General features: G+C 29.2%; 16 protein-coding genes. 6 read left to right on the forward strand and 10 right to left on the reverse strand.

Translation table 4 applies throughout. From position 1 onward, the window contains the following. Positions 1 to 12: 12 nt before the first annotated feature. Entirely contained in the window at positions 13 to 5886 is a 5874-nt protein-coding gene (locus tag Q349_RS02780; protein WP_036464842.1) for a PDxFFG protein, read from the reverse strand. Between the two features lie 196 nt (positions 5887 to 6082). On the opposite strand from Q349_RS02780, the gene Q349_RS02785 reads away from it, so the two are divergent. Next, positions 6083 to 7306, forward strand: a complete 1224-nt coding sequence (locus Q349_RS02785; RefSeq protein WP_036464844.1) for a hypothetical protein — start codon at positions 6083 to 6085, stop codon at positions 7304 to 7306. Between the two features lie 3 nt (positions 7307 to 7309). Here the strand turns inward: Q349_RS02785 and Q349_RS02790 are convergent, their stop codons facing one another. The 6 genes from Q349_RS02790 to Q349_RS02810 form a co-directional block, all read right to left on the reverse strand. Continuing rightward, positions 7310 to 10381 carry a hypothetical protein gene (locus Q349_RS02790; protein WP_036464846.1) on the reverse strand — a complete coding sequence of 1024 codons (3072 nt, stop codon included), beginning with the start codon at positions 10379 to 10381 and terminating at the stop codon, positions 7310 to 7312. Positions 10382 to 10467: 86 nt separating this feature from the next. Further along, positions 10468 to 11349, reverse strand: a complete 882-nt coding sequence (gene tsf, locus Q349_RS02795) for a translation elongation factor Ts (protein WP_156932528.1) — start codon at positions 11347 to 11349, stop codon at positions 10468 to 10470. Between the two features lie 35 nt (positions 11350 to 11384). Beyond that, positions 11385 to 12176, reverse strand: a complete 792-nt coding sequence (gene rpsB / locus Q349_RS02800) for a 30S ribosomal protein S2 (RefSeq protein WP_051616794.1) — start codon at positions 12174 to 12176, stop codon at positions 11385 to 11387. A gap of 167 nt (positions 12177 to 12343) precedes the next feature. Next, complete coding sequence (locus Q349_RS02805) at positions 12344 to 15439, reverse strand: hypothetical protein (protein ID WP_036464850.1); 3096 nt, start codon at positions 15437 to 15439, stop codon at positions 12344 to 12346. A gap of 76 nt (positions 15440 to 15515) precedes the next feature. Next, a complete protein-coding gene (locus Q349_RS03400; RefSeq protein WP_156932529.1) occupies positions 15516 to 15686 on the reverse strand; it encodes a hypothetical protein in 171 nt (56 codons plus the stop codon). A 216-nt stretch (positions 15687 to 15902) separates the two neighbouring features. Then, positions 15903 to 16622: a PQ-loop domain-containing transporter gene (locus Q349_RS02810; RefSeq protein ID WP_036464852.1), complete on the reverse strand. Its 720-nt coding sequence runs from the start codon at positions 16620 to 16622 to the stop codon at positions 15903 to 15905. A gap of 67 nt (positions 16623 to 16689) precedes the next feature. On the opposite strand from Q349_RS02810, the gene mnmE reads away from it, so the two are divergent. From mnmE to Q349_RS02835, 5 genes are all read left to right on the forward strand, one after another. Beyond that, a complete protein-coding gene (gene mnmE / locus Q349_RS02815; RefSeq protein WP_036464853.1) occupies positions 16690 to 18063 on the forward strand; it encodes a tRNA uridine-5-carboxymethylaminomethyl(34) synthesis GTPase MnmE in 1374 nt (457 codons plus the stop codon). Positions 18064 to 18065: 2 nt separating this feature from the next. Continuing rightward, positions 18066 to 18854, forward strand: a complete 789-nt coding sequence (locus Q349_RS02820) for a TatD family hydrolase (protein WP_036464854.1) — start codon at positions 18066 to 18068, stop codon at positions 18852 to 18854. After that, positions 18854 to 19630: a 16S rRNA (adenine(1518)-N(6)/adenine(1519)-N(6))-dimethyltransferase RsmA gene (gene rsmA / locus Q349_RS02825; RefSeq protein ID WP_036464855.1), complete on the forward strand. Its 777-nt coding sequence runs from the start codon at positions 18854 to 18856 to the stop codon at positions 19628 to 19630. The genes Q349_RS02820 and rsmA overlap by 1 nt, the downstream gene beginning before the upstream one ends. 386 nt (positions 19631 to 20016) lie before the next feature. Then, the gene (locus Q349_RS02830; protein ID WP_036464856.1) at positions 20017 to 21117 is read left to right on the forward strand and encodes an AEC family transporter; all 1101 of its coding nucleotides are present in this window, start codon (positions 20017 to 20019) and stop codon (positions 21115 to 21117) included. Positions 21118 to 21129: 12 nt separating this feature from the next. Continuing rightward, on the forward strand, positions 21130 to 22119 hold the full coding sequence (locus Q349_RS02835) for an NAD(P)-dependent oxidoreductase (RefSeq protein ID WP_036464857.1): 990 nt from the start codon (positions 21130 to 21132) through the stop codon (positions 22117 to 22119). 108 nt (positions 22120 to 22227) lie between these two features. Here Q349_RS02835 and Q349_RS02840 read toward each other — a convergent pair whose 3' ends face one another. The 3 genes from Q349_RS02840 to hpt are packed head-to-tail and all read right to left on the reverse strand — an operon-like array spanning position 22228 to position 24800. Beyond that, a complete protein-coding gene (locus Q349_RS02840; protein WP_036464858.1) occupies positions 22228 to 23319 on the reverse strand; it encodes an ABC transporter permease in 1092 nt (363 codons plus the stop codon). Then, on the reverse strand, positions 23306 to 24274 hold the full coding sequence (locus Q349_RS02845) for an ABC transporter ATP-binding protein (protein WP_036464859.1): 969 nt from the start codon (positions 24272 to 24274) through the stop codon (positions 23306 to 23308). The genes Q349_RS02840 and Q349_RS02845 overlap by 14 nt, the downstream gene beginning before the upstream one ends. Then, positions 24249 to 24800, reverse strand: coding sequence for a hypoxanthine phosphoribosyltransferase (gene hpt, locus Q349_RS02850; protein WP_036464861.1), 552 nt, complete (start codon positions 24798 to 24800; stop codon positions 24249 to 24251). The genes Q349_RS02845 and hpt overlap by 26 nt, the downstream gene beginning before the upstream one ends. Between the last annotated feature and the right edge of the window lies 1 nt (position 24801).

Raw genomic sequence — 24801 nt, forward strand, 5'->3', positions numbered from 1 at the left:
TGACCTCCTTTATTAGTTATTAACGTTGAATTGGTTTTGAATTTCGATTGTAGCTTTATTTTCTTTAACTACAAGTTCGTTGTTTTCGTATTCTGAATATTCTCTTGTAACTTTAATTGGTGCTTGAGAATTTTCTTTTCCGTTTTCTGAAATTGATGAAACTGGACCTAAATTAAATAAGGAAACATCTTTATCTGATACTTCTTTTTTGTAATATGTATGTCCATCGTTTTGAGCTTTTGTTTTTTCTTCATCAACAACAATTTTTTGTTCTTTTGTAAGAATGATATTTCCATCTTCATCAGCAAAATCAATTGTGTACTTATGTCCTGGTTTAAGAAGTGCATCACGATATTTACCCATTAATGCATAATCACTAATTCATGATGTATATCCTTCATCCTCAACAAAGTGTTTCGAGTTTCCGTCTTTTTGATCGGTTAAGTAGAAAATATTGTTATTTCATTTTAAGAATGAATTTAATTCGGTTTTGAGTGCATTAATTTCATCACTTAACACTTTTGATTCTTTATTGTATTCATTTTGAGAGATTTGAGAATTTGATAATTGATTATTTAAGTTAGCAATTTGTTTTTGTTTTTCAGCAATAAGTGCACGTTTGTTAACAAATTCTAAAATGTTATCTTGAATTCTAACAGGTAATTCGTATTTTTCGCTTTTATCGTTAACATCAGTAAAGACAAGTTTTTTAATTTTACTTGCAAATTCTACTGGCACAAATCCATAAAGCGCAACAGCATCAAGTTCTTTATTTCTAAAGACTCCAGAAAGTGTACGACTACCAACTCCATAGTTTTTAAGTTGTGAAATAAAGAATGCTTTTGGTCTTGAAGTAACTTTTTCACCATTAAAATCTACTGTTCTAATTTGTTTATCTTCTAATTCTAATCCAGTTGTAGAATCATAAAGTTGCATTCCTATTTCTTCTTTTTGTCATCTGTCTTTGAAATATCCATTATTTTGAGTGTTGAATTTTCCAAAGTATGAAGATTCTAAAGTAATTCTAGGAGATGAAAAATTATTAGAATCAAAGGCCAAGATTTGTGAGTCAAGAGCTTTTTGATAATCATTAGCTTGGTTAACCATTTCTAATTTAAGTTCAGCTTCTAGTGAGCTAATTTTAGCTTCGTAAAAATCAGATGTGAAATTTGAATTTTGTTCTTTTAAAATTTTGTATTCAGAATTTCATTTTGATAATTGCTCTTGAAGATTTTGAATTTTTTGATCATATTTATTAAATACTTCTAATCTTGCTTGATCAAGTTTTGTTCCATTTGCTGGTAATAAAAAGACTTTTTCAGCATTATTAATAATGGTTTCTTTTGAAGTTAAACGATCATTTCACACTTGCAATGCAGTAGCATCAACAATAAAGTTAAGTCCTGTATTGGTTTCATTAACATTTGTTAAGTATTTTGGAAGGTTTCCAAAATCTTGTTTACCAGTTACATATGTTGCTTGAACAAAATCTCTAGTGAGTGTTTCTGGTAAGCTGTAAATGTAGTCTGTAAATTTATCTCCAAGTAAACTTTCTGTTTTTGTTTTAAAGTAATTATTTGCATCAGCTGAAGGTTCACCATCTGTGAAGACATCTCTTACAATAGTCTCTAATTGAAGTGGATTTTGTCATGAATAAACACGATAATGATATCCTAATAAACCATTGTAAATATCAAATAAACTCAAGTTATCTTTGGCTTTTTGAGCCATTTCAACTCTAACTTTATTAACTTCCCCTGTGCTTTCTGATGTTTTTTCGTCAGGATATTGTGTTTGAGCTAAATCATCAATGCTTTTTTCAATAATCTTTTTAAATTGTTCAACTGTAAAGTTTCTTTGGGTTTTTCTGAATTTTTCATCGAAAATAAAACTGTTTGATATAGGTTTATTTTCTTGTAAGATTCCGTATTTATCACTAAATATTGCTTCTGATTTATTTAATTCATTTGCTTTGAAATCTTTTACAAACATGAACAATGGCGAAAGTCTAAATCTTCTCATTACCTCATTAGCAAGAGATTGTTCATCTTTAATAAGATCAACTAAATCAATGTTATCTTTTTCGTTTTCTTCAAGAGAAGCTTTAAATTTATCTAAGTTAAATTTAGTTTTAACATATTCAATATCTCAATTAAATAAAACATTGTTTTCTTGAATAACTTTTGTAGCTTTTGTAAAATCAATTGAAGCATAATCTACAAACTCATTTAAGCTATTAAAGGCAGGACCAGATTTAGTGATATCTTTATAGGTCATATCTTGTACTACATCATCTTTAAAAGCACCATATAGTTGGTTAGTTGCCTTATTATCAATTGATGAAGAGAAGAAGTTATATCCTATTCATTTAGGGCTAGTATCTTCGTTTAAATTTCCAGTAAATGCTCTAAATGATGATAAGGCTTCTTTGTTTTTATCACCAACAAAAATCGAAGTTGAAGCAGATGAATAATCTGGTTGATTTGAATTTAGATTTACATTTCTACCTGTTCCAGTAGCAAACCCACTAGCTTGCATAATTAAAGTTGGAAGATCTTGAGGAACACCAGGTGTTAAATTATTATTAGTTCCTACATTTGGTAAAAGATCACTTAGATCAAAACCAACTCTACCAAAGATTTGGTCATTTTTAACAAATGGAGATGTTGAAATTGTTGGAGCAAAGTAACTTGATAATTCTTGTGCTTGTTGATCTGAAGAAATAAATGTAAAAAGTGTACCAACGTTATAGAATGTTCCAATTCCACCTGTAAATCCATTTCCTTTTGCACTACCTCCAAAAGAAGAAACAAGTAATTGGTTCAAGCCTCTAAAAAGATTGTTATCATTTTGTGTTACATATCTTACTGAATATTTTCTTCCTGGTTCATACTGTTGTCCTGATTGACCTGCTGAATAACCGTTTTTAGTAGGATCAAGCGCATCTTCAGCTTTTTTATTTGCCAATCCATCAAAGAATAAACTTGGTGTTCCTGATATTGTTTCAGGACTGATTGATTCTGCAAGAATTTTCTTATCTCCATCGATACTACTTTGGCCGTTATTTCAACCTGATTCATAGTAATGAGTGTTAAATAATCTAAAGATATTGTTTGTAATTTCAGTTACTTGGTTATTTAAATAAGTTAAATCGCTTCCTGTAATTGGTTTGTTAAGTTCTAAATCAATAACAGGTGTTCCATCAGCCTTAAACATTAAATGTTTTGTAATAGTAAGGGCTTTTTTATCTTTATCTCAAGTATATTCAAATAATTTAACTGTTCTTTGTAAATCACTATTTTGTCCAGTGTCTCCAAAGTAATTATCTAGTTGTATAGGATTTCCTAAACCATCTTTAAATTCTTGAATAAGTTTTTCAGCAGTAATATCTTTATATTCTTGAACAGTTTTACCATCTTTGGTTTGAACAGTTTGAAGAACTTTTCCTTCACCAGTAATAAATGGGTTTAAAGTTCCAGAAGGTGTATCGAATGAGTTAGCAATAAATAAATCACCAAGACGGACTTTTCTAAGTCTTGCCGCTTCTTCCATTCCGTCAAAATCTTGAATAAATCTACGCTTTTTGTTTTTAAGTGTGTAGAAAATATCTTTTGATTTTGAACCTCAAATTTCATCATAAGTTTCTCAACCTAAATCTACTAAGTTTGAATCATTAAGATCTTTATTTTCGTAGTATCCAAATTGAATAAATGTTCCACGATCAGAAGGATTTCCAAGGGCATCAACTCTTCTTGCTTTAAGATTGGTTCTTGCTTCAAGGTAGTTATTTAAAGCTGTAAATGAATAATATGAACTATCAATAACCCCTGAACGCACGTTAATTCCACCAACAAGAACAGCGCTATCTTTATCATCAAGAGCTTGCCCTTTTTCAAGAGTATAGTGGTGTCCATATTCGTGAGCACCAACATATTTCAAGAAGTCAGTAGAAATTCCCTCATAATTTTCAATTGTTGTATCTAAAATAAGAGGAACCCCGATTCTAGTATCAGGTGTAATTCCGGTGTATTCACCATCTTCAATGGTATATTCATAAATACCTTGCTCATTAATCTTTTTAACAAGGTGAGGACCTGTTGCTGTTGTTTTTAAGAAAGGATATTTTTCAAGAACAGCATCAATTAACCCATCATAAGCATCTACATAAATTTGGTATTTTCTTGAATCAAGACCTTTAAGCTCTTCTCCTTTTGAATTTTTAAGTCCAAATTCTTCTGGACCAGCTGAAATTGTTCTTGGGACAATTGCTGCTTTGTATCCAATTGCATATTTAAAGTTATTAAATATTTCAAATTGATCTTTTAATTTGTTAAGTTCAGAAACTGATTTACCTTTATTTTTAGGAAGAGATTCTGGATCAATTCTATTTGCATCAAAGGCAAAAATTCTTTCTGATTTGTAGCCTTTGTTATTGGTTGAAATATTTTCAGCAGTAACATATAAAACTTTATTATTAACTTCGAATTTTTTAATTTTGTATTCAATTAATTTTTCTTCATCAAATTGAGCAATTTTAGTTTTAGCTTCAAGTCTACTACTGAAGAATTTTTCAATGTGACGTGATGTATCTTCATATAAGAAAACTTTATTATTAATATATTCGTTAGCATCAAAGAAGTCTAAGAAGTTAACAAATGTTTTTTGAACCATTGCAGCAAGTAATTCCTCTGCGTCAATTTGTCAAGGAGAACTTGCATTTTTATCAAGGACAAAACTTGGAGCATCTTCTAAGTCAAGGTTTTCTCCTTCTGGCATAACTTTAAGAGTCAATTGAGTAATATTGGTATTTGCGTTTTTAGTAGCACCGGCTTGAACGATAGTATATGTTTGAAGTTTATCAAAAGTAAGATTTTTAAAATGATCGCTGTATTGAGCATATTTTGCTTTTAGCTCTTCAAATTGTTCTGAAGTAATATCTTCAGGAACGATTAAATTGGTTTCAAAAGAACCGTATTTATTTTGGCTATCTTTATTTGCTTTTGCAATAAATCCTTTAACTTTTTGATTCTTAAGTTTTCCAGGAAAGACGATTGCATTAAAAGGACTTGTTTCCCCTATTGATGCATCATATCTATTATCTCCAAGAAGAGTAGCGTTTTTTAAAGCAGTTGCAATAGCAATGTTGCTTAAATATTTGTCAACATATTCTTTTGGTTGTTTATCTGTAAAAATATCAATAGAAAGCGAATCTTGTGCATTTCCTGCTCCCCTAATTCCTGATCAAATAGGTGCCGAACCAAAGAAAGCATCTGGGAAGAATTTAATTTCACTAAATTCTTTATGTAAGGTTGAGTGGTTTCCAAGAGTAATTGCATTCCCGTTGTGTTCAACTCCAGGGACAATTCTAAAGTTATCAAGAGTTAATAAATCTGGTCCTCAAGCAACATTGGTGATAAATCATTTTGTAAATTCTACGAATTGTTTTGGTTTTACAGCTACAACATATTCATTGATGAATTTGAAAGATCCGTATCTTACTTCTAAAATAAATGACTCTTTATATTGATCGTAATACTCATTAAAAAAAGTATTAAAATCAACAATTTTGTTATTTTTTTCAGCTTCTTCTAAGCTTTCGGTTCCTCATCAGAATTTAGATCCATCATCTGACATTGAAGCTACTTGCCCAGTTTTAAGTGGGTCCATAATTCAAAGTTGAGGAGTGAGTTCACCATTTTTATAAATTTGCTGGTAATCATTATTGAAAAGCTGCTTGTTAGTAGGAGAAAGCGAACCTTGTACTTCATCTGAGTTATTCGCGTATCCATACATTGCACCAACAGTAATCCCTGAACCAACAGCGATTGTTGATAATGCTAAAATACTTTTCTGCAATAATGATAATTTAAGTTTTTTTCTTTTCATAATTGCCTTTCTATTTAAAAGTCCTCATGTAATTTATGTGGTTAGTGGGTAAGTTAAATATATATAAAATATATATTTTTAAATTTTATCATTTTTTATTTTTTGTTTTAGTCATTAGTGTTGTTTAATTTTTATTAAAAATTATTTTTTGAAATTTTTTGTGCATTTTTTGCAATTTTTCTTAATACATATATGTATGAAAAAATGATGAATAAAATTAAGATATATATTAATAGGCCTTGCAATACTTGGTATAGGTATTGGTGGAACCTCTTACTATTTTTTAAGTACACAAAAGAAAAGTGAATTAAATTCTGAAATTCCAAAAGAAAGCGAAAATCCTAAAGATACAACAGAGAAAAACTTAGAAAATGAAACAATCAATAATCCAAGCAATACAAAAGATGAAAACTCTGTCGTGCTTCATAAAGAAGAAGTTCCTGTTGATAATTCAATGATGATTAAGTTAATTAACACCTTAGAAAATGAATACATTGATTCTCGAAATTCAGTATCAAAAATTATAAAAGAGTTTAAAAATATGAATTATTGATCATGATTGGACAAAAATCATTTCTTTGATTCAATAACTAATAATTATTATTTTGTTGTGTCGTTAGTTCAAAAGCTTTGAAATAAAAATTTAAAAATCAAGAATAAAATAGACAAAAGTTTTGATGATAATAATTTAAAATTTTTAATCTTTGATACAGCAAAATTATTAAGTTCAAAAGCAATACAAATTAGAGATTCTGTTGATATAGTTGCTCAAGAATTAAATATTAAAAATAAAGAATTTTTATCAATTATTAGTGAATGAAAACACTTAATTATTCAATTAAAACAAATAGAAGTTGTAATTTTAGAAACTAAAACTAACGATGAAGTTTTAAAATTGCTCGATAAATTAGTTGACAAAATTATTAAAGTTATGGGGTTTGCTAAATTTTGAGATGAATTAATTGATATGCTAATAATCTGAACACATTTTTATAGCGTTCATAGCAAAGAAAAGCATGATTACTTTAGTAGCAAATCAGAATTAATTAATGAATTTATCAAGAATGAAACTCAAATTCCAGATGTTTACCTTGAAAAAGCAATCAAATTTGAAGAAAATTATGATTTTTTGAAAAATTGAATGACTTCTCACTTATCTTATTTATTAGATACATATGAAATTCATAAGTTAAAATCTAAAATTAAGATGAATGAAAAATTATTGGAAAATACTAATTTATGGGCTTGATTAAAAGAACATATCAGCTCTAAAGCAATTGAACTTTTAAGAGACGAAATAGCAATTCAAAATAAAGATTTTAATTCAGAAATTAATTCTATAAACCTTGAATTAAATGATAAAGAAGAACAAATAGTTTATAAAATGCAAGAATTAAGTCGCCGTTTTAATGGCAGTTAATGATTATTTCTTTCGAATGAGTTCTGCACGACTTAAGGCACCTTTTACTGCACTAAGTTTTCCATAAAAGTCGACTAAATCAAATGGTTGGAATCCTTTTTCTCCATCATCAGCTGCTTTTTTGTAAATTGATAATTTGAAAATTGGATTTGCTTCGCCTTGGTTAGATGATTCTAACTCGCTTAAATTTCTTCTATTTTGATCGTCTCTAATGAAATCATAATAAGACTTCATAGCCTGTAAAAAGGCTGCTTTATTAGCCTCACTAGGCATTGTTGAAGCTTTGCTTTGTGCTAAAACATATGCCTCTTCTAATTTTGTAAATTCATTGTATGTTGAGACAATTTCTTTTTGTAGCTCCGGATCTGTATCTTGTTTTAAACTAGGTGGGAAAATTTTTGCAATACTTGTAAATAATTTATCTTTTAATAAATCATTATATATCCCTTGTGATGCATCGTATAAAGCTTTATCTTTTGTTTTGTAGTATTGACTTACTTGTTTTTCGTTAATTTCGTCTTCACTTTCTTTTAATTGTTGTCTTAAAAGAGCATAAATTTCTTGACCAGGAGCCTTAACATATAAAGCGGCACCTTCTTTTAGTGTATCTTCTAATTTAGTTATACGTCTTTGAGCATCATCAATTGAATCTTGTTCTGGGTACTCATAAGCCATATCTAAATCATCATAAGCATTTTTTCAAAGTTCATTATATTCATTTAAGAATTGCTTTGTTTCTTCTAAAGTAAGAGATTCAATTTTATTATAAGTTTCTTGATATTTATCTCAGGTTGCTTGATACTTTTTCAGTCCTGATATTGTTTTATCATAACTTTCTGCTTGTTCTGGCCCATAAACTCCACCAGCTTCAAGCGCTTTATTAATATAAGGTAAAGATTCTTTTAAAGCATCTAAATATTTTTTAATGAGTTTTTTATTTTCTTCAGCATTATCTGTTGGAACAACTAAACCTTCATCCCCAATTTGAGTTCTTTCTTTATGAACGGCAATAGCTTCTCAAGCTTTATGAGTAATTCATAAATCCATTTTCTCTTGGGCTTCTTTAAGATCTTTTTTAGCTTGGTCAATTTTAGCTTGAATTTTAGCCTTTTCATCTTCTGGCAATGAATCTTGAGAATATTTTAAAATTTCTTGTAATTGAGGATCTTCGATTGAATCAAATCCTGCATCAATGAAGAAGTTATACCCTTTTACAAGCGCTCTTAATTCAAATCAAAAACTATATAAAGCAACCATTTTATCAAATGCTTTCGACAGAGTATCTTCTTCCATGCTTTTTATTTTTGTAATCTTTGAATCATAATATTGTTTTACGTCTTGAAGATTTAGGTTTTTCTTAATCTTATCTTCAACATCATATTTATATGTTGTTCAAATAAATCCTGATTTTTGATCCCCATTTTCATAATATAAAGACTCAATATAACTCTTAATTCTACCTAAATCACTGTTTTTGGTTTTTAAACTTGTACTAATTAAGTTTTCAAGTAATAATTTAGTATCTTCAAAGAAAGTGTAAAATTCTTCTTTTGTTTGATAGTTTAGATATTTAAGGCCATTATCGGTAGGAATAACAAACTTATTAAATTCATCAAGGAATGCCTTGTAGTAGAATGAATTGAATAAATCTGCATATTCTGTATCTTTTTTCTTTTGAATATCATTTCAATATTCTTTAAGACTTTGGAATCTAATTTTTAATAAAGTAATGGTATTTTCATCAATAATTGCATTGTCTAGTGGATTTTGTGGTGATTCTAAAGAATAATTTCTTTCAATAAAACCATTAAATCTTCTTCCTTTTGATGGATCCGATGCTTCTGCTAATGGACTTTTAGCTGTACTATTAACTCAAATTAATGTAAAGTTATTTCTAATTGATGAAAGATAAATTTTTGGTTCACTTGAAGGTTCTGGTATATTTTTCATTTCATCTAAAAATTGAGGTAGAAAGTCATAATAAACAGCAACTTGATCAACAAATGTTTTAGCTTCAGATGAGCGTTTACTAATATTTTCTTTTAGAACTTCTAGTTGTTTTGCAACTAATGTCGAAGGTATTGATTCATGGGTTAAATTTGTTGTAAAAGTTTTTGGGCGTTTATTTAAATATTCTATAGCAGCATCAACACGTTGTATGAAATAACCAAAAAGAACGTCCATAAACTTTTCTGGTTGGGTAGCAAATGGCAAGATTGCTGGATGATTAAGTTGCTCAGAACCTTGAGCTGGAGATGAGTACTCATTTGAAAAATATCCATAATATGTTCCAAATTGACTTAAAGTTAATTCAAGTTCTGCTTGAAGATTTTTGTAAGTATTCTCTGTAACTTCAGTTTCATTAGTTGTTTGTAGTTTATTAGTAATGTTAGTAATGGTATTTCTTACAGAAGAAAGGTATACATGTTTTGGATTTGTTGCACTTAAAGTAGTATTAATATCTCTTAAATAAAGTAAAAATTGCGAAAGAGTAATAATTAAAGCGTCTTTTGGTGAAGCATGTCTTTTAATTGAGTTTGCTGTAATTTTATCGACCAAACGTTGAATTTCTGCTAATTGTTTATTTAAATTTTCAATAATTTTTAAATTGCTATCATTATCGCTATTGGCTTTTTGAATTTGATCTTTTAAACTTTCGAATCTATCAGCTAAATTTCCTGAAAGTTCTCCTCCATTATCCGATCCATCACTTCTTAATCCTAAAATACCTAGAACTTGTTCAAGGTCCTTTTTACTTTCAGAATCACCAGGACGATAAACAGCACTAGAAATAACAGCAATTGCTTTACGGTTTTGTAAATCTTCCAAGAACTTATTTAATTCTAATGCATCGCCTTTATCTTTAATTTCACTAAATTTTTTGTATCCTTCGGCATACCAATTACTTAAAATTGGATCACTTTTATTGATTTCCAATAAGTCATTAATTTTTTCAAGTGCTATATTTCTTGATTGATCTGATTGACTAGTAGCTTGATTGCTACATGCAATAGAAATAATAGAAGCGCTAGTAATTACACCTAAAATCAAAGGCATTTTCTTTTTGATTTTCATAATTATCCTTTCTATAAGAAAAGTACGCAAACAAATTCTTAGTTTTAAGAATCTGTTTGCGTACTTTTATTTTTACTTATTTAAAATTAGATTTTTGCAGCGGCTGCTACTTCTTCGGCAAAGTTGGTTTGAACTTTTTCAATTCCTTCTCCAACTTCAAATCTATAAGCTTTAACAAGTTTGCATCCGTGGTTTGCTAAGTATTTTTCTACAGTTAATCCATCGTCCATAACAAATGGTTGGTGTGATAATACAAATTCTGAAAGTTGTTTATTGTATCATCCTGAAACGATTTTTTCTTGTACACCGGCAGGTTTTGAATCAAATCCAGCTGGTTTTTCAAAACGAGCTTTAATTTCTTCAATTTTTTCTGCAGGCATATCTGATTCTAATGTGAATTCTGGGTTCATTGCTGACACGTGCATTGCAACATTACGAGCAGCTTCTACATTACTTCCTTCAACTTTTACCACAGCAGCAACTTGTTGGTTTGTGTGTACATAAATTCCTAAAACTTGGTTTTCAGTTGCTTGAATGTGTTTAATCCGTCTTAAAGTAATTTTTTCTCCAATAACAGCTGTTGCATCTGTTAAAGCTGCTTCAACTGTATCATTATTAGCAAGAGTAACTTTAAGAGCTTCTTCAAGTGTTTTAGCTCCAGCATTATAAATAGCAGGAGTTAAATCATTAACTAATTTGGTAAACTTTTCATTCTTAACAACAAAGTCAGTTTCTGAGTTTACTTCAATTAAAATTGCATTTTTTTCATCACCATAAGCAGCAACAACTCCTTCGGCTGCAATTCTTCCAGCTTTCTTAGCTGCTTTTACGATTCCATTTTCTTTTAATCATGCAATCGCTTTTTCCATATCATATTCTGTAGCTTCTAGAGCTTTTTTAACATCAACTAAAGCAGAATTTGTTCTTGCTCTAAGTTCTTTAATCATTTCAAGTTTATTAGCCATGATTTCTCCTTTAATTTTTTAGTATTTAATTATTTTAATTATTCAGCTGTTGTTTCTTTTTTAGCTGTTTCAAAAACAATATTTTCATCAGGTTGGTAAGCAAATAATTGTTTTTTCCCTTGTGCTTTAGCAATAGCATCTGCTAAAACGGTCATAATAAGTGAAATTGATTTTGTTGAATCATCGTTAGCTGGGATTCCAAAATCAACTGCATCTGGATTTGCATTTGAGTCAAGAAGTGAGATAACTTTAATTTTACGTTTCTTAGCTTCTAAAACTGCAATTTCATCTTCAATAGGGTCGGCAACAATCATAACTTGAGGTAAAGTTTTCATGTCTTTGATCCCATCAAGGTTTTTGTGAAGTTTTTCAAGTTTTTTGTCAAAATCAAGAGCTTCTTTTTTAGTATATCCTTTGTATCCGTTAGCTTTCTTTTCTTCTAACTCATACATTTTTTTAACGCTTGACATAATGGTTCTATTGTTAGTTAAAGTACCACCAAGTCATCTTTCTGATACGTAGAAAGCTCCAACTCTTTCAGCTGCTGCTTTAACAGCCGCTCTTGCTTGTTTTTTAGTTCCAACAAAAATAAATGAAGCATTTTTTGATGCTAATTTATTTACAAGTGAGTAAGCAAATTCTAAATATTTTTGTGTTTTAACAAGGTCAATAATGTGTGAACCTTTATTTTTCTTGTTAGGTACTAAAAATTCTTTCATTTTTGGATTTCAGTCTTTAGCTTTGTGCCCAAAGTAAGCACCTGCTTCAAGTAATTTTTCTTTTGAAACAATCGGAGTTGATTGTTTAGTTTGTTTTTGTTTCTGTTCCATGTTTTTTCCTTTTAGTTTGTTGTATCAAAATAATTATTTCTAACACCTAGCACCTAAATTATCGTCGGCACACCCAAGTGAATCCATAATTATTGTTAATTTTTATTAATTAATTACGCATATAAAATATAGAAATATACTCAATTATTTTACCACAATTTTTTCTTTTAATTTATTTTTCTTTGAGTTTTTTTCAAGTTTTCTAATCCATTGTTTGCTGCATATAAATTAGCTACAAAATTAACTAAATCATTAGGTTGAAATCCTTTTTGTGTTACTTCGCCTTTTTCATTAGTTACATCTTTATAATAGTCTCCTCAATCAAAGATTGCTCGTGTTGAACCACCACTTGAAGTTCTTAATTTCGCCAATAATTCACGATTATTTGGATCATTAATAAAGGCATAGTATTTTTTCATGGCATCTAAAAATTCAGCTTTTGCAGCTAACTTAGCCTCGGCTACTCCTGGTTTTCAAGCAGCGGTTCTTTGTTTTGAAGCCGAATCAGCTTGTGCTTGCATATAATTTCTTTCTAATTCAGTAAAGGTATCAAGAGCTTTTTGGATCTTCTGTTTCTCTTCACTAGTAATGCTTGAAGAAGTTGGAACATTTAAATCCCAATATCTTTGAGCAATTGCTGATTTTTTAAATTCTTCTGCAAATTTTTGAGTTGAATCATAAGCAACTCCATCACGTCGCTTGTTTGTTTTGGGATCGTTTTGGATATAGTAATTACTTAAAGCATTTTTTTCAATAGCATCTTTATTAAAGGAATAATATCTTCTTGCTAAAGCAGAAACTTCCTGAGCAGGGACATCTTTATAGTAAGATAATTTAACGGGAATAGCTTTTTTGGCTGCATCTGTAGCATCGGCAGCTGCGTTTAATTGCTCAATAGTAGGAATTTCTTGGTTTAATTTTAAGTTTGTTCATACTGAACTAAAAGTTTCATTTCATTCATTAATAAACTCTTTTGATTCTTCTAAAGTAATTTCTTCTTCATTTTGAAGTTTTTTACTAAATTTAGTATTTAGTTGATAAAGTTTTTTCAATTCATCTTGAATTGATTTAATTTGATCCTGATCAGGAGCATTTTTCCCATATATTCTTCCATTATTTGCTTCAGTAAAGGCAAATAAGTATGCATCAGCAAGAACTTTTTTGTAGTTTTTAATTAATTTTTTATTAGCTTCTAAATCATCACTTGGTTGGACAACTTCTGTATGATTAGCATCACTAAAGACATTGTAAATTTTAGAAACGCCTTTGACTACTCAAAAATCATATTTACTATATAACAAAAGATAATTATCAAATTCTTTTTCATATACATTGATTTTTTCTTGGATTTCTTCATCAGTAGGATCTGTTTTTGGATAATTTAAAATACTTTCAATTTCTTTTCAATCTTCTGAACCAGGTTTAAATCCTGCATCGCTAAAGAAATTAGCAGCTGTGATAAATCCATTAACTCTTTCGTAGACCATTTTAAGGAAAAGAAATTTATCATATGCTTCAGCAACTGTTGAATCTGCCATAGTATTTACATTGCTAGTTTCTTTATCATATCAATCCTTAATTTTTTGCAAAATTGGGTTATCCTTAATTTGAGTTTCACCTAATTTTGTTGATACAAGAGTTTGTAATTGCCCTTTAATAAAACCTTTTTCTCTTCAAAGTGCTTGAATTTGGCGTTTAATAGTTGTTAATTGTGTTGATTCTCCATCTTCTTGGTTTGTCGAATCGGTAACAACCTTGTTTTTAAACATTTTAAGTTTTCTTTGGATTTTACTAAAAAGATTATAAAAATCGCTTTCTGTTAATTCTGGCATATAAGCAACGTTATTTTTATCAATAGTTTTATACTCATTAAATGCATCTAATAATTTTCCGTAAAATGCTGAGTTAAATAATGGCGCTACCGCTTCATCTTTTTCAAATTCACTTAATTTATCTTGTAATTCGCTAGCAGCTTCTTTAATATCATTTAATCTTGAATCAGTAATTTCACCTCTAATTGGATTTTCAATTCAATAAGCATTTGGTAAAGCCACAAAATCATTGAGTTGAGAATTTCCATCTGGTCTTGAGTACCCTAATGATAGATATACTTTTCCATTATAACTAGTAGGAAGAAGAAACACAGCTGGTTCAGAAACTCTTGGGAATTGTTCAATTTCAAAGAAACGAATCATTGCATTATATGAGTTTATTTGGTCTAATAAATTTTGACTTTGTGTTATAGCTTGTTCTAATTGATCTTTGATAGCCCCAAGTCCTTTAAGATATTCTGATTTTGCGACATTATTTCTTGATTGATATTGAGCATCTGTTGCTTTTTCTAATGCATCAATAGCTGCATTAACTAATTCTAGTCTTCATTTTAATAAAATATCCATGTATTCTTGTTTTGGGCTTTGATCTGGCAAGATTGGACTTAAATTATCATGTTCTATTGAAAAAAATGAAAGAAGATTATTTCAAGTTCTTAAAGTTGAATCTAAAATATTTTGCAATTCTAGAACATTATTTTTTGTTAAGTTGGTTGTTTCAAGTTGTTTAATTGAGTTTTGATAACGAGTTATTACATTATTTTTTACCGTATCAAGTGTGCTATTATGTGCAGCATTTTCTGGTTTTTCTAAAATAGAAACAATTTTTTGTGCATATAAAAGAAGTTTTTGTTGTAAATCTAAAACAGCTTCTTTTGGTGAGTAATAACGGGCAAGAAGAAGAGCAGAAATTTTATCTACAAGAGCTTGTAAATCATTAATTTTACCTTCTAATTTGGTTAAATTTTGAAGTTCGTTGACATTCTTTTGTAAATTTTTAACTACCCCAGGTAGTCCGCCTTGAATTTCTACTTCATTATCTTGATTTGAATTTTGATCATTTAAACCCAAAAGACTACCAATTTTATTAATTTCCTCAGATATATTGGTTTCACTTTTACGATATACATCTGAAGATAAGAGTAAAACCATTTTTTGAGTTTCAAGGTTTTCTTTTAATTTTTGAACCATCGAATCAATATTTTGCCCTTGATCTTGAAGTTCTTTTAATTGCGCGTATTCTTCATATCCCTTTTTGTATCAGTTGCTTAAAACCGGGTTGCTTTGTTCATTGTCAAGTAAATTTCTAATAGTTTCTATGTTATTATTTTTGTTATTTTTTTGTTCTTCGGTAGAACCTTGTGAAACACAAGAAACTAGCGAAAGTGGAACTAATGGAGTTAGTAACAATAATTTAGAAAGTTTCTTCATATATTCCTTTCAAAATAAAAAGTGCATAGAACTATGCACTTTTTTAGTTATTTAATCAAATTTCTTAAAAAATCACTTAAAAAGTTAGCATGTTTTTCTGTTTTAAAAAAGTATTCTTGTAGTTAGCAATCTTATTGAAAAGTGAAACTGCAATAATGTTCATTTTAAAAATAGGCATAGCAAAAATAGCAACTGTCATTTTAGCAGTTGCTTCATAACCATGATTGAAATTCAATTTCTGGTTCATTTTTTGCTCCTTTGGTGAATCATCATTATGAATTATATATAAAAAACTTTTTTGGATTTAAAATTCAATTAAAATAAATTTCAAAAATAAATCAATAAAAAAGCGCATTTTTTGCGCTTAAAATAACTTTTTTTGAATATTTTAAATTAAAGTGAAATTTTTTTGTGCCCAAAGAAAATAAAAAATATCTAACAAGAGATATTTTAAATCAATCAATTACGCTTGAAAATTTGGCATTGCTTCTTTATTTTTATAAACATCCTCAAATGTTTTATAAAGTTGAAATCCATATAAAGCAAGGGAAATACATTGTCAAATTAATCCACCGATTAATTCAGGGGTTGATCCATATTTAACCATACTTAAAATTCAAAAAGTAATTCATGCAAGGTTATTAACTTCAAAAAGGGCAAACATCATCGGAGAAACCCCTTTTCAATTTTTTGTCTTAATTGAAGTATAAAGTTGTGGAGCAAATGAAAAAGTCGTAAATCCAGGTGCAACTAAAGAAAATACTACATTAGCCTGCGCTGAAATTCTCATTGTTGGAATTTTGTAATAAAGAATTGTAAAAATGATTCCGACAATTCAAGTAGCAATTACTCCGGCAGCAGCCCCTAATCTTTTAATTAAAAATTTTGGGTCATTATTAGGTTTGAATTTATAGTGGTAAAGAAGGTAAGTCATAACTCCATTAAGAAGAAGCGAAATACCATCAGCAATAACAATGTTTTGTAATTTTCAAGGGTTGGATTGTTCAGTTAAGACACCAAAAAGGCATCAAAGAAGAATTCCTAAGTGGAAAATTCAAAAAGAATAAAAATTAACTTTTTTTGTTTCTTTTTCTCTTAGAAGCTTATAAAGTTGCGGAATTGATAACGAAATCGTAATCACAACCGTGGCTCAACTGAATATTTCTAAAAATGTTTCTAACATACCTTTATAATTTTACCAATTTCAAGTAAAATTTTAAGTTTTTAAATTTAAGCGGTAAAATTGAAATATGTTTGATAATATTGCTGCTATTTCATCAGGAATGCATATGAACCAACCAATTTCAATTGTGCGTTTATCTGGTCCTGATGCTGTTGAAATAATTAAAAAAATTTATAAAGGTAAAATTGGAAGCGATCATCAGATTACTTACGGACACATTTGAGATTTTGCTAACAACCAAGTAATAGATGAAGTGCTTGTGATGTGATTTGTCGGCTCTAACAAGGACGGGAAAATTGTTTATAACAATTATGTTGGAGAGCCCTTAATTGAAATTAATTGTCATGGCGGAATTGTTGTAACTAATTTAATTTTGGAATTACTACTCAAAAACGGTGCTCGTTTAGCTGAACCAGGTGAATTTACTAAACGTGCTTTTTTAAATGGGAAAATGGATTTAGTTAAAGCAAATGCTATTCATGATTTAATTTTTGCACAAACCTCTTTACAAGCAAAAGGAGCGATTAACAAATTCAACGGAAAAACTTCAACATTAATTGATAATTTAACCAATGAAATTTCCTATACCATTGGTCTATGCGAAGTTAATATCGACTACCCTGAATATCTTGATCCAATTTACACATCTGCAACGGCAACCCAAGAAAGGATTCTTAAACGCTTAAAAGAACACGTAAATGCTTTAAATGAAATTGTTCAAGTCTCAGAAAGTGCTCGTTATATTTTTGAAGGTGTTAAAGTTGCTTTGGTTGGAAAACCCAATGTTGGAAAAAGTTCACTTTTAAATGCTTTACTTGCAGAAGATAAGGCTATTGTTACTGATATTGCTGGAACTACAAGAGATATCATCGAAGCATCTTACCAAATTAAAGGCATGCTCTTTAAATTGGTTGATACAGCCGGAATTCGCAAGACTAACGAAAAAATCGAAAGTTTAGGAATCGAAAAATCATTCCAGCAAATTGAACAAGCTGATTTAGTAGTTCACTTATTAGATCCAAATCAACCTTGAGATGACTTTGACTCTCAAATTCAAAATTTAGCTAATCAAAAAAATAAAATTTACTTACAAGTGATGAACAAGAGCGACTTAACAAATGAACGCCCTTTTGAAAATGCACTAACTGTTTCAGCCAAAGAAAACAAAATTGATCAACTTGAGGAAGCCCTAGTTAAAAATTTTGAACACATTAATTTATTAGACGAAAAAATCATTGCTAACACAAGGCAACTATCACTAATTAAGCAAGCACAAGAATTAATTCAAAATGCTTATGAACAAATGCAACTAGGTTTAACATATGATGTAATTATTATTGATTTATACGCAGCTTGAGACGCACTAAAAAATGTGACCGGAGATGCTAATCGAGAGGATTTATTAGACGATATGTTCAGCACATTCTGTTTAGGGAAGTAAATATGGGAAAAAAGAGAAATAAATTTGTCGACGCACACAATCATTTAACACAGGAATTTTATCCAGAATGAGTAATTGATGAAATTATCGATCAAGCTCAATTGCATAATATTGAATTTATGATTGTTAATGGAAGTTCACGAAAAAGAAATTTAGAAGTAATTGAATTAGCTAAAAAGCATTCAATTGTTAAAGCCGCTATCGGTATTCATCCTGAAGATTTGCAACACGAAGATGATTATAAATTAGTTGAGGAATTAATTTGCCCAGAAATTGTGGGAATTGGGGAAATTGGCCTTGATTATTACTACCAAGAAGGGCCAAACCGAGAATTGCAACTTAAAGCTTTAGAAAATCAGTTAAAGCTAGCGCAAAAACACAATTTACCAGTAGTAATGCACATTCGTGATAAAGAAGGATCTTGAGAAGCATATCAAGATGCCTTTGACTTATTAAGTAAATATAAAGTAAGATCAATGCTTCATACTTTTGCTGGTAATTTAGAATGAGCTCAAAAATTTATGCAATTGGATACTTATTTTTCATTTAGTGGAGTTGTAACATTTGGAAGTTCAGAAGAAACTAGAAAAGTAATTGACTTCTTGCCAGTTGAAAGAATTTTAACCGAAACAGATGCTCCATATTTACGTGTACACCCATATTCAGGACAAAAAAATGAACCTAATACCGTTTTATTTGTTGCATATTATATTGCTGGATTAAAAAAAATAGGGATGGATAAATTTGTAGATAGAGTCAATCGTAATTTAAGGAATTTGTTTAAACTATAATGAAGAAAGAAATTTATGCCAAAAAACATTTTGGACAAAATTTTTTAAATGACCAAAATGTTTTAAACAAAATTATTAATGTTTTTGATTTTACTAATTGTAATGTTTTAGAAATAGGTCCTGGTAGAGGTGCTCTTACTAAAAAATTGGTAGAAAAAGCCAAAAATGTTTTGTGTTACGAAATTGACTTAGATATGGTTAAAATCTTAGAAAAAGAATTTCTAAATCAAGAAAATATTCAAATTATTCATCAAGATTTTCTAGAAGCTAATTTAACTAATTTACCTAAATCTTACTTAATCGCAAACATCCCCTATTACATTACTACTGACATTTTGTTTAAAATTTTTGACCATAAAGATAAGTTTGATGGTGTACTTTTGATGGTACAAAAAGAAGTTGCTCAAAGAATGGCCGCAGCTAAAAATACCTCCGAATACTCTAAATTATCTGTTTCATGTCAATACTTAGCTCAAACAAAATTAGAATTTGTCGTTAAAGCATCAAGTTTCAATCCGGCTCCCAAGGTCGATTCGGCCATTATTTCCTTAAAATTTCACGATAATATCTCAATTGAAGATTGAAAATTAATTAAAGACTTTTTTAAATTAGTATTTTCAAATCGAAGAAAAAAACTCAGCTTTGCTTTATCTAGTTATTATTCTAAAAATCAAATTCAACAAGCTTATCAAAATTTAAATCTTCCAGAAAATATTAGAATTCAACAATTAGATATTAAGCAAATTGTTGATTTATTTGAACAATTAAAAATGTAAAAAATGACACATATTTGTGTCTTTTTTTATTTCATTTATAAAAGATTCAAAACAATTGCAAAAGATTTTAACATGGTAGAAAAATTAATCTTGATTTTGTTCTAAACAAAGATCTTTTTTACTTTTAGTTATAAATTTTTCTTTAAGTAGAAATTTTTTAATAATAAAATAGACTCCTAAAAACCGAGATCTTGTGATTTTTTTAAAAAATGTTTTCATATTTACCAGTTAAAAAATTGGTTTTTAGGTAAAGGCTGTCTTTATTAAAAATTAAAAGAGTATAATTTATATGCATTCATGCTTATTAAAGTTCAATGCGATGATATTAATAAAAATAAATACGATTCAAAATAAGATTTTAGAAAGGAAAAAAATTCAGTTTTAAAATGAATGATATTTTAAAAACATTACAATTAACATTATCCGAAACTGGTTTTTGAGGTGCTGTTATTTCCACCATTGTGATTATCGGTATCGGTTATGTATTAACAAAAGCAAAAATCATCAAACCTGAATGAAAAGGCTCTTTGAACTCTATTGTTTTAAAAATTGCCCTTCCTGCTTTAGCTATTTCAGGATTTATGAAAAACATAACAATTGGACAGCTTCAAGAGCAGGGAATTATCCTTGGGGTATCATTTGCTTTTTATGTTTTATTATGTGTAGTAGCCTTCTTGTTCACTACATATGGTTCTCATTTAATTCCAAACAGATTTAAAGTAAATATTGATGGAACTGTAGCTCAAAGTGAATCAAGAGCTTTAGTAACATGAATGATGCTTATTTTCGGAAGTATCACATTCTTTGGTCTTCCAATTATCAATGCTGTTTCTCCAAAAGGAATTCTTTCAGCAAATATTTGAACTATTCCATATAGAATTTTTCTTTACTCATACTGTTTTATGGTTATGGCAGGGCTAAAATTTGACCGCAATAATATTACAAAATCACTCAAAACCGCATTTATGAACCCTATTGTTATTGCAACGTTTGTAGGTATTGTCTTATGAATGACGCAATTAATTCCTGGGGCTAACCTATTTGGTAAAAACTTTACTAAAGGCTCAAATGGATGATTTAATTTATCAGTAACAATGCCATATTTATACACACCAATTAGTACATTAGGTAGATTGGCAAGTCCACTTGTATGAATTTCAATTGGTATTACCCTAGCTGTTTCAAATATCAAAAAAGCAGTTTCTTCGCCTGCAGTATGAATTTTTTCAGCACTTAAGCTTATTGCAATTCCACTTGTTGTCTTCTTAATATTTTTAGGATTAAACCGTGGAGGGTTAGTATCTATAGATAGCGCTATTGCTATGGTTATCTTTGCAGCCACCCCTCCAGCAACTGTTGTAATTGCATATGCAATGCAGTATAAACGACACGAGGAATATGCAGTTCAATGTTCCGCACTTACTACTTTATTAGCGGTTGTTGCAATTCCATTGTGAATTATTATTTGTAAATTAGCATTTGTCTAATTAGGAGAAAATATGAAAGTTATTTGTTTTGGTGTTCGTGATGTAGAAAAACCAATTTTTGAAAAATTTAACAAAAACTATAATTACGAACTTGAGCTTCGTTCAGAATCTTTGACCCCTGAAAATGTTGAAATTATCAAAGGATATGACGCTATTATTTGCCGCGCTAGTGACAAAGTTAATCGAGAAGTATTAACTAAAGCCAAGGAATACGGTATTAATTATGTTTTAACAAGAACTGTCGGTGTAGATCATATGGACCTAGAAGCAATGCACGAGCTAGGAATCCAAGGAGCAAGAGTTCCTAGTTATTCACCAACAGCTATTTCTGAATTAGCCGTTTCAATGGCTTTAACACTATCAAGAAGAAGTGTTTATTTTGCATCAAAAGCAGCTTTACAATACAATTATCAAATTCTTCCTGAAGGTTTTGCCAAAGAAATGAAAAACTCTGTTGTAGGAATCATTGGTACAGGTAGAATTGGTTTAGAAAGCGCAAAAATGTTTAAAGGGCTAGGGGCTAAAGTTTTAGGTTTTGACCCATATCCAAACCCTAATGCAAATGGAGTTATTGAATATGTTACCCTTGAAGAACTTTTGGCACACTCTGATATAGTTTCTATTCACATGCCTTATATTAAAGGTAAAAATGATAAAATGATCAATGCTGAATTTATTTCTAAAATGAAAAATCAATCAATTTTAGTTAACACAGCAAGAGGACAATTACAAGAAGAAAAAGCTATTTTAGATGGTCTTAAAAGCGGGAAATTATATGCAGCAGCTCTTGATGTATTTTACGATGAGAAACTTTATTTTGGCAAAAAACTAACTCAAATCCAAGACCCTGTTGTCAAAGAATTAATAGATATGTTCCCAAGAGTAATGACTACACCTCATATCGGAAGTTATACTGATGAAGCAGTAGCCAACATGGTTGAAATTTCATACCAAAACTTAAAAGATTTATCTTCTAACATTGAATCTAAAAATAAAATTTAATGATCTTGAAAACAAAAACAACTCATTTAGAGTTGTTTTTTTATGATTGTTAAGAAAATTAACCAAAAATCCTATAAAACTTTAGGTTAGTGAAGGTGTTTTGGTAATTTATTTTTGTTTTCTTGTATAAAGTTTGATTTTGTATAAGTAAACTTTTAAATTATCAAAAAAGTTAACAATAAAAAAGAACACAATAACAACACTCAAGCTATAAACAAATGATTGTCAAAGTTCAATTGTTTGCCCAAATAAATGAATTGGATTATTACGTAAGACAATATCAAATGGTCCATCTTGCAACATAATAACACGAATAATGTTACCTGCTTGAGTCGAAGGAAAGATTGAAGCAAATTCTTGAATTCAAACAGGAAGCGATTGTAAAGGAATGTATGCTCCAATAAAAAAACCACCAATACTTGAAAAGACAGCTGAAATTAAGCTAAAAATATTATAGCTCTTAACTTTTGATAATAAAGTTGTAAAAATAAGGGAATTAATCAAACATGAATAAAGTAATACCACTAATAATTTAACTGAACGTATAAAATCAATAGTAGCTACACTTTTTGCAGTTGTTTGATTTTTTATTTGCTCGACAACTTGATGAATTTGAGTTTGAATATTTTGAATTTGCATTGCCAAACTTAAATTATCGCTTCCTTTTGCTGTGTTTTGCAATGTTTCTAATTGAGATTCTAAGCCAGCTAAATAATTATAAAGATAATTAACATTTGTAGGATTTTCTACATAAAAACTCCCACGAATGCCTAAATAAGCCATATAAAATAAGAAAACAATTAATGTTTGTAAAAAGTTTACAGAAATATTAAAACTAAAATAACTAAGCTTAATTGAATATTTCCGAATCGGAGCAACCTCAAAATCATTGACTGTTCCACGTTCATTATCAACAACAGTTACATTAGAAAGCGATAAAGCATTGGTAAATGTTGCCATAAGTAGTAAACCAACCCCCAGGAAGATATCCTGCATCACCCCTCTTTGCTGTTCACTAAAACCTTCAAGGTTACCAAAGATGGTTTTTCCAAATAAAATAAAGACAATAAAAACAATAATTGGTCCCATGAAAGTGAAGACAAGTCTTGTCTTTTCGTTGTAAAAGAGTTTAAAATGTCTCTTATATAAAACTCATGTCGAAATTAATGAATTAGTTTTTTGAACTTTATTGCGATTCATTTTTCTCTCCTTTTGTTACTTTTAGAAATACTTCATCCATATCACCTTTAAAAATTTCAATTGTTTCAAAAATATTAATATACTGATTCAAAAACTCTTTGGCTTGATCATAGTGTTGAAACTCTAATTCATAATACGAATTATCAACTAATTTAAATTTAACTGATTCTTTTTCAAAAATACTTTCAAATGTTTTATTTTCACTACTATAAACTTTAATTCTAGCAGGAGCGTATTTGTATTTTAGTTCAGCAGGCGTACCTGAAGCAAGAATTTTACCTTTAGAAATAATAATTGCTCGATTGCAATTATTTGCTTCTTCCATATAGTGGGTTGTTAAAATAATTGTTAATTGTCTTTGTATTTGAATTTTTTCAAGAATTTCTCATACTAATTTTCTGGAGTTAGGGTCTAACCCGGTAGTTGGTTCATCTAAAAATAAAATTGATGGTTTATGAATTAGAGCCCTTGCAATATCAACTCTTCTTTTTTGACCCCCTGAAAGAGAACCATATTTTTGATGTTGAAAATCCTTTAGTTCAAATTCCTCAATAATTTGAGCTACTACCTCTTTAATTTTTTGCCCTTTAAAATTTGATTGGTATAGTTGTGCTCTAAAATATAAGTTATCATAAACACTTAATTTAGTATCCATAATTGAATTTTGGAACACAATACCAATCTGGCTACGAATAAGATCGACATTAGAAAAACAATCTACACCATTAATTGTAATGCTTCCTGCATCAGCATTGAGTAATCCTAAAATAATATTTAAAGTTGTGCTTTTTCCAGCTCCATTAACACCTAAGAATCCAAATAATTCTCCTTTACGAACTGAAAGCGAAAGATTATCAACAGCAACTTTTTTACCAAATTTTTTTGTTAAATTTTTAATTTCAAGAATATTTTCTTTTGAAATAACAACATTATTTTTTGTCGATGTATTGTTCATTTAAAACTCCTATGTAAGGTAAATTACGAAACTTTTCTTGATAATCCAAACCAAAACCAACTAAAAAAGCATCAGGTACATCAAATCCATAAAAATCTGCTTTTAGATTTGTTTTACGTTTGAATTCTTTATTCATTAATGTCAAAATTTTAAGGCTTTTAGGCGATCTAGCTAATAATAGTTCTTTAATTTTATTTAAAGTAATTCCACTATCAATAATATCTTCAACAATGAGTACATCTTTATCTTGAATATCTTGACTTAGATCCATAATAATTTTAACTGAACCTGAAGAAGCATGACTTCCAGCATAGCTAGAAGCAGTCATAAAGTCAATTTGGTGATCCACTTCAACACTTTTAATAAGTTGTGCCAAAAATGGAACAGAACCTTTTAAAAGACCAACTAAAATCAAATCTTGTGAATTTTTATAATTTTCATTAACTCAATCAGCGCATTCACGAATTTTTTCCTCGATAAATTCTTGCGAAAAAAGGATTTTATCGATTCGATAATCTTTCTTCATT

The sequence above is a fragment of the Mycoplasmopsis sturni DSM 22021 genome, assembly GCF_000701485.1.
Taxonomy (GTDB): Bacteria; Bacillota_I; Bacilli_A; order Mycoplasmatales; family Metamycoplasmataceae; genus Mycoplasmopsis; species Mycoplasmopsis sturni.